Annotated in this window: 11 protein-coding genes; 9 read left to right on the forward strand and 2 right to left on the reverse strand. The window is 62.7% G+C overall.

The window, feature by feature from the left end; translation table 11 throughout:
- Nucleotides 1–378: 378 nt before the first annotated feature.
- The 8 genes from E5K02_RS05935 (at nt 379) to E5K02_RS05970 (ending at nt 12155) form a co-directional block, all read left to right on the forward strand.
- Nucleotides 379–2838 (forward strand): outer membrane beta-barrel family protein, encoded by a 2460-nt coding sequence (locus tag E5K02_RS05935; RefSeq protein WP_135393000.1) that lies wholly within the window; start codon nt 379–381, stop codon nt 2836–2838.
- A gap of 140 nt (nt 2839–2978) precedes the next feature.
- A complete protein-coding gene (locus tag E5K02_RS05940) occupies nt 2979–4460 on the forward strand; it encodes a serine hydrolase (protein ID WP_135393002.1) in 1482 nt (493 codons plus the stop codon).
- A 51-nt stretch (nt 4461–4511) separates the two neighbouring features.
- Nucleotides 4512–5648, forward strand: a complete 1137-nt coding sequence (locus E5K02_RS05945; RefSeq protein WP_167856300.1) for a PHB depolymerase family esterase — start codon at nt 4512–4514, stop codon at nt 5646–5648.
- Between the two features lie 70 nt (nt 5649–5718).
- A complete protein-coding gene (locus E5K02_RS05950) occupies nt 5719–6384 on the forward strand; it encodes a TIGR02117 family protein (protein WP_135393006.1) in 666 nt (221 codons plus the stop codon).
- A 125-nt stretch (nt 6385–6509) separates the two neighbouring features.
- On the forward strand, nt 6510–6875 hold the full coding sequence (locus E5K02_RS05955; protein WP_135393008.1) for a hypothetical protein: 366 nt from the start codon (nt 6510–6512) through the stop codon (nt 6873–6875).
- A 112-nt stretch (nt 6876–6987) separates the two neighbouring features.
- Nucleotides 6988–8391: a histidine--tRNA ligase gene (hisS, locus tag E5K02_RS05960; RefSeq protein WP_135393010.1), complete on the forward strand. Its 1404-nt coding sequence runs from the start codon at nt 6988–6990 to the stop codon at nt 8389–8391.
- A 220-nt stretch (nt 8392–8611) separates the two neighbouring features.
- The gene (hutH, locus tag E5K02_RS05965; RefSeq protein WP_135393012.1) at nt 8612–10111 is read left to right on the forward strand and encodes a histidine ammonia-lyase; all 1500 of its coding nucleotides are present in this window, start codon (nt 8612–8614) and stop codon (nt 10109–10111) included.
- A gap of 70 nt (nt 10112–10181) precedes the next feature.
- On the forward strand, nt 10182–12155 hold the full coding sequence (locus tag E5K02_RS05970) for a T9SS type B sorting domain-containing protein (RefSeq protein ID WP_135393014.1): 1974 nt from the start codon (nt 10182–10184) through the stop codon (nt 12153–12155).
- A 396-nt stretch (nt 12156–12551) separates the two neighbouring features.
- Here E5K02_RS05970 and E5K02_RS05975 read toward each other — a convergent pair whose 3' ends face one another.
- Entirely contained in the window at nt 12552–13703 is a 1152-nt protein-coding gene (locus E5K02_RS05975) for a glycoside hydrolase family 88/105 protein (protein ID WP_135393016.1), read from the reverse strand.
- A gap of 286 nt (nt 13704–13989) precedes the next feature.
- On the opposite strand from E5K02_RS05975, the gene mgrA reads away from it, so the two are divergent.
- Nucleotides 13990–14991, forward strand: a complete 1002-nt coding sequence (gene mgrA, locus E5K02_RS05980; RefSeq protein ID WP_135393018.1) for an L-glyceraldehyde 3-phosphate reductase — start codon at nt 13990–13992, stop codon at nt 14989–14991.
- A 90-nt stretch (nt 14992–15081) separates the two neighbouring features.
- Here mgrA and E5K02_RS05985 read toward each other — a convergent pair whose 3' ends face one another.
- A complete protein-coding gene (locus tag E5K02_RS05985; RefSeq protein WP_135393020.1) occupies nt 15082–16290 on the reverse strand; it encodes an acetate/propionate family kinase in 1209 nt (402 codons plus the stop codon).
- Nucleotides 16291–16292: the final 2 nt, after the last annotated feature.

Consider the following 16292-nt stretch of genomic DNA (forward strand, 5'->3'; position numbering starts at 1 on the left):
CGGCCATCAATAGCCGAGCTAATTAATTGTTTGGCAATTGGTTACTACCAAACCCAAGTGTCGACAATTATTTTTTTATCAAGGTACCTTGCGTCACATAGTACCTTCTATTATATTTGTATCATTACTTAGAAATCCTTCCCGCCTTGCGCACCCAACCGGGGTGCCGGGTCACCTACCGCGCCACCTGCTGCGTGCAGCAGCTTACCAAAAGCTTAGCCGAGACGCTAAGCCAGGCAGGTAGCCGGGGTGAAAATTTGCTTCGGAAAGGCTTCTTCTCTTTTGCTTGAATCCCTGCGCAAGGGAACCCCAGCGGATCCGCGGCCGCCTGGAACGGCTCCCCTTTGCCCGGTTTTTTCACTCACTACCCTCTTCGTCATGAACTTCTCGTCTACTTTTTGCCGGGCACTGCGGTGCCTGGGGTTGCTCGTTACGCTCGCTCCGCTGGGTTTGCAAGCCCAAAACACCACCGGGGGCGCGGGCTCCGTATCCGGGGTACTGCTGGATAACACCAACAGCCAGCCCCTGCCCTTTGCTAATGTAGTGCTGCTGCGGGCCCAGGACTCCAGCTTCGTACATGGGGTGCAAACGACTGAAACCGGGGCTTTTGCCCTCGAAAAAGTGGCGGCGGGCACGTATCTGGTACGGGCCACGGTGCTGGGCTACAAACCCCTGCGCCGCACCGTGGCTCTTACCAGCGCTACTCCGAACGTGCAGCTGGGCTCGTTGAAGCTGATTTCGACGGCCACGCAGTTGGCGGGCGTAACGGTGCAGGGCGAGCGGGCCGCGGTAGTCGACAACCTGGACAAAAAGGTGATTAATGTGGAGAAAGACCTGACCAGCGTAGGCGGTACGGCAGTAAACGTGCTACAAAACGTGCCCTCCGTATCGGTCGACCAGAATGGTACGGTGAGCATGCGCGGCAGTAGCAACATCACGGTGCTGATTGATGGCAAACCCTCGGGCGCTACCAACGGCGGCACCGGCACCCGCCTGGAGCAGATTCCGGCCAGCGCCATTGAGAAAGTAGAAGTGGTAACCAACCCCTCGGCCCGCTACGATGCGGCCGGCTCGGGCGGGGTTATCAATATCATCCTGAAAAAGCAGCGCAAAGACGGCTGGAACGGGCAGGCCACCGGCAACGTGGGCACTGCCGACAAGTACAACTCCTCGCTGAGCCTAAACCGTCGCCAGGGGAAAATTAACCTGTTTGGCAGCTATAATATGCGCGACGACCGGTACCGCAACCGCAACACCGTCGACCAGACGGCCGTGGTAGAAGGCCAGACCTTCGTGGTAACCCAGGACGGCCGCAGCCAGCGTCACAGCTCCTCCCACGACGGCCGCCTCGGCCTCGACTACGCCCTCAGCCCCGAGCACAGCCTGACCTTCACGGTGGAGCCCCACATGAACCGCGGCCTGAATACCGGCACCCAGAACGCCCTGCTGAACAATACGCCCCAGGTAAACACCCAGCGCGTGAGCGAAAATGTGAACAACGTGGATGTGTCGACCGACTACCGCCGCACGTGGCAGGCTCACAAAGGCCGTGAGCTGAACGCCTCCCTGGGCTACACCAACCTGTGGGCCAACGTGGTAATCGGCCAACAGCTCACCAGCAACGCCGTAGTCGAGCCCGAGTGGAAACAGGATTTGGGAGTAAAGATGGATGTGGTGTATAATCAGATTGACTACACCCACCCGCTCGATTCGACCAGCCGCTTGGACCTGGGCCTGAAAGGCCAGTGGCAAACCAACCACGGCACCGACGACTTCCTGCGCCAGAATACGGACCGCCCCGACGAATACTTGCGCATTGCGGACCGCTCGGTAGCCTACACCTTCCAGGAATACCTGCAGGCCGGCTACGCCACCTACCAGCTGCAGCGCGGTAAGTGGAGCTACCAGGGCGGCGTACGCGCCGAATACACCCACACCCAGGGCAATGTGCAGGGCGGCCAGGGCGCTTTCTCGCTCAACTACCTGAACCTCTTTCCCTCGGCCACGGTGGTCCGCACCCTGCCCGGCGACCAGCGCCTGCAGCTGAGCTACGCCCGCCGGCTGAACCGGCCCAACTTTATGCAGCTGCTGGCCTTCCCGCTCTACCAGGACCAGCGCAGCTACCGCCTCGGCGACCCCAGCCTCCGCCCCGAGTACATTAATGCCTTCGAAATAGGCCACCAGGTGTCGATGGGCGGGGCCAGCCTGAGCACTACGGTATTCTACCGCCAGACCAACAACGCCATTCAGCGCCTCCGCGAAATCGACGAGGAAGCCACGGCCGAAAACGGGTCGGCGGGCGTGGTAACGGCCGAGCTGAACCGCAACTTCGGCCGCACCCAGAGCTACGGCGCCGAGCTGAGCCTGAACCAGCCCCTGGCCAAGTGGTGGCGCCTGACGGCCAGCGGCTCGCTTTTCCGCAACACCGTAACGGCCCTGGCCAATACCGAAGCCAGCCGCAGCAACCTGACCGGCACGGCCCGCCTGATGAATAGCTTCACACCCACGCCCAAGCTCGACGTGCAGGTAACGGGCACGTACCGCGCCGCCGTTATCACGCCCCAGGGCCGGCTGCTGCCCCAGGGCGGCGTCGACGTAGCCCTGCGCCAGAAACTATTTGCCGATCGGGGCGCCCTGACCTTGCGGGTAAGTGACATTTTCAATACCCAGCGCCAGCGCATTGAGGCTTTCGGCGACAATGGCTTCCGGGCTTCCTACGTGAATAAGTACGAAACGCGCGTCGGCTACCTGGGCTTCTCCTGGTACTTCGGCTCGAACAAGCCCCCGAAGAAAATTGAATCTGCGCCCCAGGGCGGCGGCGGGGGCTTCGGCGGCTAAGCCGGAAGGCCCTGCCGAGGCCGACTTGGCAGGGCCTTTTTCGGCCGGAACCCTACGCGCAAAGCCTGAAGCCGGCTACTTCCTTCCAGTACTGCTTTCTTCCTTCCCAACCTCTACCACCGTTATTCGACCCTACTTGTATGAAAACTACCCACTGGATTGCCGGTATTTGCACTGTACTCGGGCTGGCTACCAGCCCCCTGGCGCAGGCCCAATCGGCTCCGGCCCCCGACAGCCTCGACGCGTATGTGCAAACCAAGATGCGGCAGCTGCGCATTCCGGGCCTGCAGCTGGCGGTGGTGCACCACGGCAAAATTGTGAAGCTGGGACACTACGGCCTGGCCAATCTGCAGGACTCGGTTCCGGTTACGGGCCGCACGTTGTTCCCAATTAATTCCATTACCAAAGCCTTTACCGGCGTGGCCATCATGCAGCTAGTGGAGGCCGGCAAGCTGGACCTGGCCGCCCCGGTGAGCCAGTACCTGCAAGACCTACCCGCCGCCTGGCGGCCCGCCACCATCCGGCAGCTACTTTCGCACACCTCGGGCCTGCCCGAAATCATGCCCAACGACCAGCAGGTAACGGCTGAGGAGCAGCAAACCGCCTGGGCAGCAGTGCAGAAGCTCCCGATGCAGTTCCAGCCCGGTGAGAAATTCAGCTACAACCAAACCAACTACTTGCTGCTCGGCAAAATTATTGACCAGCTCAGCGGCCAGCCGTTTGCCCAAATGATTCAGCAGAAGCAGCTGCAGGTGGCCGGCATGCCCCGCACCGTTTTTGGCGACGCCCACGACGTTGTGCGGGGCAGCGCCCGGGGCTACACCTTTATGTATGCCGAAGACGGGCAGCTGCGCCGCACCAACGAGCTGCACAACGTGTTTGAAGTGTTTGCTCCCACCCTGCGCACCGCGGCCGGCCTGAACTCGACGGCCGAGGACATGGCCCACTGGGTGCAGGCCCTGCAGCAAGGCAAGCTACTGCAACCCAGCAGCCTGCCTACTCTCTGGACCCCGGCTCTACTGAACAACGGCACCCCGCGCGGCTTCAGCAAGCAGCTCAATGGCTATGCCCTGGGCTGGCCGACCGTGCTGCGCCCCGAGCACCGGGCCGTGGCCGCGGTGGGTGGGGGCCGGTCGGCGGTGTTTGTGTACCCCGAAGACGACCTGGCCATCATCGTGCTTACCAACCTGATTGGGGCCAACCCCGACCGGTTTGTGGATGAGCTAGCCAGCTTTTACGTGCCCGATATGCGGGTAGCCTCCGGGTTTGGCTTGCCCCCGCAGCTGCGGGCCTTGCACAACGAGCTGCGCAAGCGGGGCTTCGACCAGGCCCTGAAGCTGGTGCGGCAGGAACAGAAGAAAAATGCCAGTTTCCGCCTGCCCGAAGACGAGGTAAACGCCTGGGGCTACAATCTACTGCGCCAGCAACAGCCGCAGCAGGCCCTAGAAATCTTCAAGCTGAACGTGAGCCTGTACCCGCAGAGCGCCAACTGCTACGACAGTCTGGCCGAAACCTACCAGGAACTGGGCAACAAGTCCCTGGCCGTTAAGAATTACAAACAGGTGCTCCGCCTCGACCCCAAGAGTGAAAACGCGGCCGAACAGCTCAAAAGGTTGCAGTAACCCCCAAACGCCTGCTGTATGAACCGATTGTGGTCTATAATCCTACTACTGATGGGGCTGCTGACTGGCCCGCAGGCCCACGCCCAAGCGTATGACCAACTACTGGAAAGCGCGGCTCGCCAACTTGGTCAAAAAAACTACTGCGCGGCTACTGCATCCTTTGCTCAAGCCTTTGCCGACACCACCCAGGCGGGCCCGTTCGACCTGTATGCGGGGGCAGGGGCAGCCGCCAATTGTCCGGGCCAACAAACGCAGGCCTTACGCTGGCTACTACGCATAACCCGCGCAGCCAACTTGCCTATCACGAGCCGCGACGTGGACCAGATGGCGCAGGACGCTGCTTTCAGCACCCTGCATAACTTTCCGGAGTGGAGCCACTTCCTGGCCAGCTTGCGTCAAACGGCGGCCCAGCGTGTGGCGGAGGCCCAACGCGCGGCAGCGGAATGGCAGAGCGGGGCACTGCGCCAAGCGCTGCCATTGCCTGCCAAGCCCGGCCGCCATGCGCCGGCTCAGTCCGGGTTTGCGCTGTATTACGCGCCCGTCGATACCGTGCGGGTACCCTACTTGGTATACGTTCCCAAGACGTATCAACCCGGCCGCCGGACGGCGCTGCTCGTGTATCTGCACGGCGGTGTCGTAAACACCACGCAGTTTCAGGCGGCCGACCCGGGTGTGGTCCAGGAACCGATTTTTGCGGCCGCCGCCGCCCTCCAGACCCTGGTACTTTACCCCTTCGGCCGCCAATCGTTTGGGTGGCTCGAGCAGCGGGCAGCCCTGGAGAACGTGCGGACCATGGTGGAGCAAGTAAAGCAGCGTTATAACATCGACAGCCGCCGGGTATATCTGGGTGGCATGTCGAACGGGGGCAGCGCAGCTTTGTGGTATGCGTGCCAATCACCAACGGGCTTTGCGGGGTTCTTTGCCGTCTCGGCCCTGCCCGCCATGTCTCTGGGTCCGCTAAACTTTAAGCAGCTGAACCGCGGTGCGCCGCTTTATTCGCTTCATGCTCCAGACGATCAGGTAGCCCCTTATCACGAGTTGCAGGCTCTGTACGCGCAACAAGGTGGACAGGTCCGGCACTGGCACCTGGTACCGGCCCCGGCGGGCGGCCACGCGTTTCTGTACGGCCCGAAAGGCCTTGCTGCCCTGCAAACCTTACTCAACCAGCTTATGCAGCCCGCTCCCTGACGGGAAACTACTTGGCCGGCAAGTCAGGGCAGGATACCTTCGGCGCCATTTCCTACGTTAAGGGGAGCTGATGCACGCAGCGCTTACCTTTCTTCTGCTCTTCCTCATGGCCGGTACCATCGTGCCCGTCAACCGCCACTTTCGCCAAACGCCCGGCGGCATTCCGGTGTTTGTCGTGTCGAATGGGGTGCATACGGATGTGGTAGTGCCCCTGCGCGAACCCCAAACCGGCACCGACTGGCTGGAGCAGCTGCAGCAACCCCAGCTCACAGCCCGGTTCGGGAGCTATGGCTACGTGGGCTTCGGCTGGGGCAGTGAGCAGTTCTACCTGGCCTCCTACGGGGGCAACTTCCCCAAACCGGGCACCGTGCTGCGGGCCCTGCTGCCGGGCCCCACGCTGATGCATGTCGACTTCTACCAGCAGGCCCCGCGGCCCGGCAAGCGGGTCGTGGCCCTGCAGATTTCCCGTGCCCAGTACCAGCAGCTAACCCAGCTGATTCGGGCCTCCTTCCGGCCCGACAGCACCGGGGCCACGGTGCTGCGCAACGCGGCGGGCTATACGCCCGAGGACTTTTTCTTTCGGGGACGGGGCCGCTACCACGCCCTGCGCACCTGCAACGACTGGACCAATGCCACGCTGCGGAAAGCCGGACTACGGGCGGCCCTGAAAGCCCCGTTGGCGGGTTCGGTGCTTCATCAGGTGCGCCGAAGCCGTTTCCATGCTGCTGCCCAGTAAGCGTATTTTCTTTCCAGCAGCGTATATTTCCTTGTTTAATACCAAGTCAAAGGCAGAATACCACACGTATTACCACCCGAGTAGCCGACCGGCTACCGGTTCGTGATGCTCCTGTCTTTGTTGCTATGCTTGATGTTCATCGTGAGGAATTGCCTCAAAGCTACCTGCTGGTGCTGGCTCCCTCTACCAATGACACGGACGAAATCAAGCTGACCCGGGCCCTGCACCGAGCCAGCCGCAGCCCCAAAAAGGCTATCTGGGTGGACTGCAGCCTGCTGGACCACCTCTCCAGCGAAGCCATTGACCTGCTGCTGGCCTACGCCTACCTGCTGCACTGCCAGGAACGCCGCCTCGTGCTCTGCCACGTGCCCGACAACGTGCGCCACCACTTCCTGGACCTCGACGCCGAATCCCAGCCGTTGGTCGTGCCCTCGTTGCTGGACGCCGAATCCCTCAGTACCGATTTTCCCCGCAACCAGTCGGCCGCCTAGCCGGCTGGGCGGCGCTACCTGCCTGTGCTAAAGCCCGGATGCATTTGCGTAAGGGCTGGGGGAAGTCGGGCGGGCGGTTGTACCTTCGCGCCATTATTCCGCATTCAACCCGATGAGCGCCCAGAAACCCAGCATCCCGAAAGGCACCCGCGACTTTGGCCCGGCCGTGGTGGCCCGCCGCAATTACATCTTCGGCATTATTCGCCGCACCTTCGAGAAATTCGGCTACGCTCCGCTCGAAACCCCCACCCTGGAAAACCTCTCGGTGCTGACCGGCAAGTACGGCGACGAGGGCGACCAGCTCTTGTTTAAAGTTCTGAACTCGGGCGACTTCCTCAAGGACGTAACCGCCGAAGACCTGCAAAACGAGGACGGCAAGGCCACCCGCCGGGTGCTGCCCAAGGTGGCCGAAAAAGGCTTGCGCTACGACCTGACCGTGCCCTTCGCCCGCTACGTGGTCATGAACCGGGGCACGTTGACCTTTCCCTTCAAGCGCTACCAGATTCAGCCCGTATGGCGCGCCGACCGGCCCCAGCGCGGCCGTTACCGCGAGTTTTACCAGTGCGACGCCGACGTGGTAGGTACCGATTCGCTGCTCTGCGAGGCCGAAATCGTGCTGATGATGAGCGAGGTACTCAACACGCTGGGCCTGAAGGACTTTACCATCAAAATCAACCACCGCGGGGTGCTGCGCAACATTTACCAGGCCCTGAACAGTGAGGCGCGCGAAACCGACCTGTTTGTGGCTATTGATAAGCTGGACAAGATCGGGCGCGACGGGGTGACCAAGGAGCTGCTGGAGCGGGGCTTCTCGGAAGTGGCCGCCGGGCAGCTGTTCGACCTGCTGGCCGTGGAAGGCTCGTTTACGGACAAGCTGGAGAAGCTGCGCACTGCTTTTGCCAACGCCAACGTGCCCACCGATGCCCCGGAAAGCTACAAGGGCCTGCAGGAGTTGGGCCAGGTAATGGACTTTCTCACCAGCTTCGGCTTCGCGCAGTTCGACCACCTCGAATTTGACCCGACGCTGGCCCGGGGCCTCTCCTACTACACGGGCTGCATCTTCGAAATCAAGATCAACAACGTGAACATGGGCAGCGTGAGTGGCGGGGGCCGCTACGACAACCTGACCGGCGCCTTCGGGTTGCCGGGCGTGTCGGGCGTGGGCTTCAGCTTCGGGGTGGACCGACTCTACGACTGCCTCGACGAGCTGAACCTGTTTCCGGAAAACGCCGCTACCACCACCCGCTGCCTGGTGACTAACTTCGACGCCGAAGGCATGCGCCAGCTCCTGCCGGTGCTGCGGGAGCTACGGGCGGCCGGCGTACCGAGCGAGCTGTACCCGGAAAGCAAGAAATTGGCCCAGCAGTTTAAGTACGCCGACGCCAAGGGCATTCCCTACGTGCTGATACAGGGGTCCGAGGAGCGGGCCGCGGGTCAGTTCAAGCTGAAGGAGCTGCGCACCGGCGAGGAAAAAACGCTCACCCTGGAAGAAGTTTTGGGAGTACTCACGGCGTAGTATCTGGCGACAAAACCGGGGCTGCAAGTTTAAAATTGGCAGCAATTACCGGGAATTCTTACTAGGTTACGCTGAAATACGCAGCCTGCTTTCCTATCTGGAAAATGCAGGCTGCTTTCGTTTTCGCCCCCTTAGTCGAGGTGGCAGAACCGACCGTAGCCGGTTCCAAAAGATTTGAGGAACTTGCCGCTCACCCGATTTTTCCTTTTTCACCACCCGCATGTCCGCCGACGTTTTTTACCTCGACCCCACCACCCACCTCGACTTACCCACCCTGCGCCAGTTGCTGGCCAGCAAGCAAACAGTCAAGCTCAGCCCCGCCGCCACCCAGCGGATTCAGGCCTGCTACGACTACCTGCACAACCGCCTGGCCCAGTCCGATGCGCCGGTGTACGGCATCAACACCGGCTTCGGGGCCTTGTGCAACACCGGTATTGCCCCCGAAGAACGGCAGCAGCTGCAGGTGAACCTGATGATGTCGCACGCCTGCGGTACGGGCGAGGAAGTGCCGGCCGAACTGGTGCGCCTGATGCTGCTGCTCAAGGCCCAGAGCCTGAGCTACGGCCACAGCGGCGTGCAGGTGGCCACTGTGCAGCGCCTGCTCGACTTCTACAACCGCGGCATCCTGCCGGTGGTTTACCAGCAGGGCTCCTTGGGGGCCAGCGGCGATTTGGCGCCTTTGGCCCACTTGTGCTTGCCGTTGCTGGGCTTGGGAGAAGTAAACTACGAAGGCTACCGCCTGCAGGCCGCCGATGCCCTGCACCTCTTCAGCTGGCAGCCGATTACCCTGGAAGCCAAGGAAGGTCTGGCCTTGCTCAACGGCACCCAGTTTATGCTGGCCTACGGGGTGCACTGCCAGCTCCGGGCCGAGCGCCTGGCCCAGGCCGCCGACGTGATTGGGGCCCTGTCCTTGGAAGCGTTTGATGGGCGGGCCGAGCCGTTTGACGTCCGGTTGCACCAGATCCGGCCCCACGCCGGGCAGCTGAAAGTAGCCGAGCGGATTCGCGGCTTCTTGCACGGCAGCGAGTTGCAGCAGCAGGAAAAAGTGGCCGTGCAGGACCCCTACTCCTTCCGCTGCCAGCCCCAGGTGCACGGGGCCTCCCGCGACGCGCTGGCCTACGTGGCCCAGGTGCTCGAAACTGAGTGCAACGCCGTAACCGACAACCCCAACATCTTCCCCGCCGACGACCAGATCCTGTCGGGCGGCAACTTTCACGGCCAGCCCCTGGCCCTGGCCCTGGATTTTCTGGCTATAGCCCTGGCCGAGCTAGGCAGCATTTCGGAGCGCCGCACCTACCAGCTCATCGGCGGGCAGCGCGGCCTGCCGCCCTTCTTGGTGGCCGAGCCGGGGTTAAACTCGGGCTTTATGATTCCGCAGTACACCGCCGCCGGCATTGTAAGCCAGAACAAGCAGCTCTGCACCCCGGCTTCGGTAGACAGCATTGTGAGCAGCAACGGGCAGGAAGACCACGTGAGCATGGGCGCCAACGCCGCTACCAAGGCCCGGCGGGTGCTCGACAACGTGGAGCAGATTCTGGGCATTGAGCTCATGAACGCCACCCAGGCCCTGGCCTTCCGCCGCCCGGCCCGCACCTCGGCCGTGCTGGAGCAAGTGGTGGAAGCCTTCCGCGAGCAGGTTAAGTTCGTGAGCCGGGACCGGGTGCTCTACCCCGACCTGCACGCCGCCGCGGCCTTTGTGCGGGGCTACGAGTGGCCGTAAGCCACCGGGCAATCTGGGCCGAGTTCCTATTTTTAGCGCAGCCAAAACGCAAATGCGGATGTCGTACGTTATGAAATCTGTGAACTACTTCCGCCTTCTACTTTTGCTGCTGAGTCTGGGGCTGGGGCAGGCGTCGGCCCGCGCCCAGTGCCTGGATCAGCTGCCGGCCAACTGCGACCAGCCTTTCGAGGCTTTTGACTTGCAGACCGGCCTGCCGGTGCAAAGCTTCTGCGTGGGCCGGGCCGTCCGCATCACCATTACCTGCCCCGGCCGGGCCGGCGTAGACCGCAACGCGCTGTACTACCAGTTTGTGCCCGGGGCGGCTGCTACGGCGCCCTGCACCGGCTACACCAGCCGCACCAACACCTTCACGCCCACCCAGGCCGGCAAGCTGACGGTGGCCGAAAACGCCCAGGCCGGGGCCGGGGCGGGCACTATTTTCCTGCGGGTATACGATGTATACGCCACCAGCAAGCCGACTTTCCAGGTGGAAGCCTGCGCCCCCGGCTCGGTGCGCGTAAACGTAACTGACCAGGCCTACGATGCCTACACCGTCCGCATCAACGACGGGCCGGTGCAGCCGGTGGCCAAAGGGGCCGGGCCCCAAACCTACGCCGTGGCCACTACTACCGGTAAAATTGTGGTGAAGGGCTTCTACGCCGTGGGGGGCTTGTGCGTGGGCGCCGACAGCACTACCTACTCGACCCTGGCGGCGGCCCCCTCGCCGGTTATTCGCCGCCTGACGCTGAGCGGAACCCAGGCGCAGTTTCAGCTCGACGCCCTGCCGACCGGCTACCAGTACGTGCTGCAGGAAGCCGATGCCAGCAGCCCCGGGGGCTACCGCACCCTGCCCCAGGCCGTATTTAGCAGTACTGGGGCCACGCTGAGCGGGGTAACGGGCCCGGCCTGCTACCGGGTGCGGGTGCAGGATGTGTGCGCTAGCGCTACGCTGCCCGCCTCGCCGGCGGCCTGCACCCTTTTTCTGACGGTAAGCTCTGCCAACGGGCAGAACACGCTGGCCTTTGCCGGCAGCGCGGCCAGCTACACCGTGAAGCGCGACGGGCAGCCCCTGGCCACTCTGCCCGCCGGCAGCACCAGCTACACCGATGCCGCCGTGACCTGCGGAGTGCCCTACTGCTACCAGCTCGAAGCCAGCAGCGGCCCCGCGGCGGCCCGAACTACCCTGGTCTCCAACGAGGCCTGTACCACCACCACGCCCAGCCCGGTGCTGCCCGTGCCCCAGCTTGTTGCTAGCTTCACGTTGACCAACCAGGTGGAGCTCACCGCGACGGTACCGGGCTTGCCCAGCGGCGGGCGGGTGCGGTATCTGCGGGCCAACGCCCAGGGAACCCCGACCCAGGTTGCCCTCACCGCCCGCCGCACCCTGCGCGACTCCACCCTGGCCTTCACGCCCAGTCAGGGCCTGTGCTACCAGGCCCAGTTTGTCGATGACTGTGGCAACAGCTCGGCCCTGAGCGCGCCCTTCTGCCCGGTTATCTTACAGGCCAAAGCGGCCAACCTGGACGGCACCACGGTGCAGCTAACCTGGAGTGCCCTGGGCGGCCCCGACCCGGCCGGCAGCGTGCAATACAGCTTGCAGCTGGTCGATATCCGGGGGGCGGTGCTCCGGCAGGTTGCGGTGAGCAGCGCCGGCTCCTACCTCGACCAGACCCCACCCGACAACCAGCAAGTGCTGCGCTACCGCATTGCGGCCAGCAGCCCCGGCCTGAGCCAGCCCAGCTATTCCAATGTAGCCACCGTAGCCCGGGAAATGCGGGCCGTGCTACCCACGGCCTTCACGCCCAACGGCGACGGACTGAATGATGTGCTGGAAGTAAAAGGCCGTTTTCTGTCCACCTTTATCTTCACCGTAGTTGACCGCAACGGCCAGCAGGTGTTCCGTGGCACCGACCGCACCCAGGTCTGGGATGGGCGGGTGGGCACTGCGCAACCCGTGCCGGGGGCCTACGTGTGGCGCTTCGAAGCGGCTGATGAAACCGGCCAGCGCGTGGTACAGCACGGCACTATCACCATTTTGCGGTAAGGACTGCCTCAATCAATGCTCACAAAAAAGGTTGCTCTTAGTCTGAGGGTGGTCTTTTTTGCAAGAAAACACGGGTAAAAGGCCTAGGACCCAGCAGGCAGATTCGTACTATCCAGGGGCATTTCGTACACCGGCCCAGCTTGCTGATAGTGAGCCCGTAAACGTATCACGTTCTGGGCATTTACGGCGCTGCCCCGCCTCCACCGCGTCCAGGGCTTGGCCTACAGGATAATTTCGGGCCACTTCAGCACTTGCGCCTTGGCGGATTGGTGCGGCCAGAAACAAGGCCAGGACAGGCACTCTTTTGTAGAAAAGCAGCCGTGAATTAATCCTGCCCCCTCCGCAAGGCGAAGAATGGCAAGAATTTAGGTGGCCATGCCCGCTGCCTGTAGCCGTTTAGGGTTGGAGCTTGTAAACTTCACTGCCCGCCAGCAGGAAGCAGCCCAGGCCGTAGTCCTCGAAATCGGGTTTGCTGGTGTAGCTCACCGGCTGCCCGTCCTTGGGCTCCTTACCGGTGCCCTGCACGTAGCCCAGAAAGCCGTCGGGGTGCAGGGCATCCTTAATCATGGCCTGCCAGGCCTTGGCAATAATGGGCTGGTACTGCTTGCGGTCCAGCAGGCCCCGGTTGATGCCCCAGGCCATGCCGTACACAAACAACGCCGTACCCGTCAGCTCTTTACCGCCGTAGTGGTTGGCATCGTGCAAGCTCACGTTCCAAAAACCATCGGGGCGCTGCTGGGCCGGCAATACCTTCATCATTTGCATGTACATCTGCACGTATTCGTCGCGGTGCGGGGCGCTGCGGGGCAGCACGTCGAGCACGCGCACCATGGCGGCTACCACCCAGCCGTTGCCCCGGCTCCAGTAGCAGTCCTCCCCGTTGGGCTCCTTATAAGGCGGCACAAAGTCCTTGTCGCGCCACCACAGCCCGTCCTGCGGGTTATACAGGCCCTTGCCGCCCTGCTGGGTTTTGGAGTGATTATAGAGCTGGTACATCTTCTCGAAGTAGCGGCTGTCGTTGTACTCGGCCCCCAGCTTGGCATACACTGGCATAGCCATTTGCAAGGCGTCAATCCAGCTCCAGTCGTCTACTTTCGGGCTGTTGACCATGTGGTCGATGCAGGCTTTGATGTCGCGAATCCGCTCGGGCTTGCGGTCAATCTGGTAGAGTTCGATGTAGGTCTGGCCGGCGCACTGGTTGTCGGCGTCCCGGTCGGTCACGCCGTTGCGGATGCCCCACTGGTGCTTTTCGGCCCAGTCGACGGCGTAGTCATAATACCGCTTCTGCTTGTCGATCTGGTGGAGGGCCAGCAAGCCTTCGTAGTAGACGCTGCGCGTCCAGATGTGACTGGGCCGCGGCTTGTTGGTCATGATATCCTTGCCCGGGTCGGGCCACTTCTGCATGAAGTAGTCGTTGGTCAGGGTCATAGCCCTGAGCACCTTTTGCTTCTTGGGCAGCTTCTGGGCCGGGGCTGGGGCGGCCGTCAGCACCAGGCCCAGGAAACTCAGGCCAGCCAGGGAATGGGTAAGCAGGGAAGGAAGCTTCATGAGGAACGGAAAGGAGAATCAGGGAAAGAACGGCAACAGACCCGGAATGTAGTGCTAGGAAGCGAAATTCGCCACTTCGGCGGCCCGCCCTGACGCTGTCCTCTCTGAATCAGCCCGAAAAATAACCTCTTTTCCTCGTACCCAGGCCGTGGCCAGGACTCAGGGGCGCAGCCGAATAAGCGAGAAATCGCACGCCCCTGCGCAAGTATTTGCGCAAGTTGTAAGGAGAAACGGGCGCGAAAAACAATCTTGCCCGCTCGTTATCTGCCTTACTTCTTCCCAACCAATGCACTACTTACCCAACCAAGCCCGCTACCAGGACATGACCTACCGCCGCTGCGGGCGCAGCGGCCTGAAACTGCCGGCCTTGTCGCTGGGCCTGTGGCACAACTTCGGCGACGTTGACCAGCTCTCGGTGGGCCGCAGTACGCTGCGCCGCGCCTTCGACTCGGGCGTGACCCACTTCGACCTGGCCAACAACTACGGCCCGCCACCCGGCTCGGCCGAGCTCAACTTTGGCCGCGTGCTGCGCGAAGACTTTGCCAGCTACCGCGACGAGCTGATCATTTCTACCAAGGCGGGCTACCACATGTGGGAAGGCCCCTACGGCGAATGGGGGTCCAAGAAATACCTGGTCAGCAGCCTCGACCAGAGCCTCAAGCGCATGGGGCTGGAGTACGTGGATATTTTTTACCACCACCGCCCCGACCCCGACACGCCCCTGGAGGAAACCATGTCGGCCCTCGACCTGCTGGTGCGCCAGGGCAAGGCCTTGTACGTAGGCATCAGCAACTACCAGCCCGCCGAAGCCCGCGAAGCTTTCCGGATGCTGCGGGAGCTGGGCACGCCCTGCCTGATTCACCAGCCCAAGTACTCGATGTTGGAGCGGTGGGTGGAAGACGGCCTGCTCGACTTGCTCGCAGCAGAAGGCGTGGGCTGCATTCCCTTCTCGCCCCTGGCCCAAGGCCTGCTGACCAACAAATACCTGCACGGCGTCCCCGACGATTCGCGCGTCGCCAAGGGCGTGGGCTTCCTGACCGAACAGCAGCTTACCCCGGAGCGCCTGGGCCAGGTACGCCGCCTGAACGAGCTGGCCCAGCAGCGCAACCAGAGCCTGGCCCAGATGGCCCTGGCCTGGCTCTTGAAAGATGAGCGCGTTACGTCGGTACTAATCGGAGCCAGCCGCCCCGAGCAGCTCACCGACTCGCTCCACTGCCTGCAGAACCTAGCCTTCAGCCCCGACGAGCTTGCGGCCATTGAGCAGATTCTGCGGGACGAATACGCCTGATTGGGTAGTTGTTTCCAATAAAAAAGGCCGGGCCCGAACTAGCGACAGTTCGGGCCCGGCCTTTTTACGCCACTCAGGCTCGTTTGGGGCCTACGCCAGCAGCTCGGCACACTGGCGGGCTATTTCCAGCTCCTCGTTGGTGGGAATAATCAGGATGCGGGCGCGGGAATCGGGCCCGCTCACGTCGCGCAGGCCCGGGCGCCGCTGCTGGTTCAGCTCCTCGTCGAGCTGCAGGCCGAAGAAGTCCATATCCTGACAGACCCGGCTGCGCACCAGCACGTCGTTTTCCCCTACCCCGGCCGTAAACACGATGGCGTCGAGGCCGCCCAGCACCGCCGTATAGGCCCCGATGTACTGCCGAATGCGGTAGGCGTAGAGCATGTAGGCCAGCTCGGCCCGGGTATCACCGGCGGCCAGGGCCCGGCCAATGTCCCGCATGTCGCTAAAACCCGTGAGGCCCAGCATGCCGCTTTCCTTATTAAGCAAAGTGCTGACCTGCTCGGCCGAATATCCCAAGGGCCCGAGCAGATGCAGCAGCACCGAGGGGTCCAGGTCGCCGGAGCGGGTGCCCATTACCAGCCCGGCCAGGGGCCCGAAGCCCATGGTGGTATCCAGGGCCCGCCCCCCGCGCACGGCCGCCATGCTGCAGCCGTTGCCGAGGTGAATAGTAATGAGACGGGCATCGGGGTTGTGGAGGTAGGCCGCGGCCTGGGCCGCTACGTACTGGTGACTAGTACCGTGAAAGCCGTACTTGCGGATGCGCTGCTCGGTATACAGAGCCTCGGGCAGGGCGTAGCGGAAGGCGTGTTCGGGCAGGGTCTGGTGAAAGGCCGTGTCGAAGACGGCTACTTGCCGCGCCTGCGGAAACAGCCGCTCGGCCACCTCAATGCCCAGGGAATTAGCCGGGTTGTGCAGGGGAGCCAGGGCAAACAGGCGCCGAATTTCGGCCTTTACCTCTCCCGTAATCAAGGTGGTAGCGGCAAAGGCCTCGCCCCCGTGGACCACCCGGTGGCCCACCACGTCAATATCGGCCGGGTTCTGAATTACGCGGCCCTCGCCTTCGGTCAGCAGGCGCACCACCTCGCGCAGCCCGGCTTCGTGGTCGGCCAGGGGCAGGGTGCGCTTCTGCTCGGTGGCATCGGCAGCCGGCTGCTGTCCGTCGAAAACCTTGTGGGTAATGGTGGCCTGCTCCTGCCCAATGCGCTCCACCAAGCCCGTGCACACGGGCTGCTCAGTGGGCCAGCGGAAAAGTTGGTACTTGATGGAGCTACTACCGGAGTTGACGACGAAAATATTCATGC

The sequence above is a fragment of the Hymenobacter metallicola genome (genome assembly GCF_004745645.1).
GTDB classification, from domain to species: domain Bacteria; phylum Bacteroidota; class Bacteroidia; order Cytophagales; family Hymenobacteraceae; genus Hymenobacter; species Hymenobacter metallicola.

Coding starts and splice junctions, on each gene's coding strand:
- E5K02_RS05975 (WP_135393016.1), bottom strand. CDS start 13,703: ATGAAGCTTCCTTCCCTGCTTACCCATTCCCTGGCTGGCCTGAGTTTC.
- E5K02_RS05950 (WP_135393006.1), top strand. CDS start 5,719: ATGCACGCAGCGCTTACCTTTCTTCTGCTCTTCCTCATGGCCGGTACC.
- mgrA (WP_135393018.1), top strand. CDS start 13,990: ATGCACTACTTACCCAACCAAGCCCGCTACCAGGACATGACCTACCGC.
- E5K02_RS05985 (WP_135393020.1), bottom strand. CDS start 16,290: ATGAATATTTTCGTCGTCAACTCCGGTAGTAGCTCCATCAAGTACCAA.
- E5K02_RS05955 (WP_135393008.1), top strand. CDS start 6,510: ATGCTTGATGTTCATCGTGAGGAATTGCCTCAAAGCTACCTGCTGGTG.
- E5K02_RS05940 (WP_135393002.1), top strand. CDS start 2,979: ATGAAAACTACCCACTGGATTGCCGGTATTTGCACTGTACTCGGGCTG.
- E5K02_RS05970 (WP_135393014.1), top strand. CDS start 10,182: ATGAAATCTGTGAACTACTTCCGCCTTCTACTTTTGCTGCTGAGTCTG.
- E5K02_RS05945 (WP_167856300.1), top strand. CDS start 4,512: ATGGGGCTGCTGACTGGCCCGCAGGCCCACGCCCAAGCGTATGACCAA.
- hisS (WP_135393010.1), top strand. CDS start 6,988: ATGAGCGCCCAGAAACCCAGCATCCCGAAAGGCACCCGCGACTTTGGC.
- E5K02_RS05935 (WP_135393000.1), top strand. CDS start 379: ATGAACTTCTCGTCTACTTTTTGCCGGGCACTGCGGTGCCTGGGGTTG.
- hutH (WP_135393012.1), top strand. CDS start 8,612: ATGTCCGCCGACGTTTTTTACCTCGACCCCACCACCCACCTCGACTTA.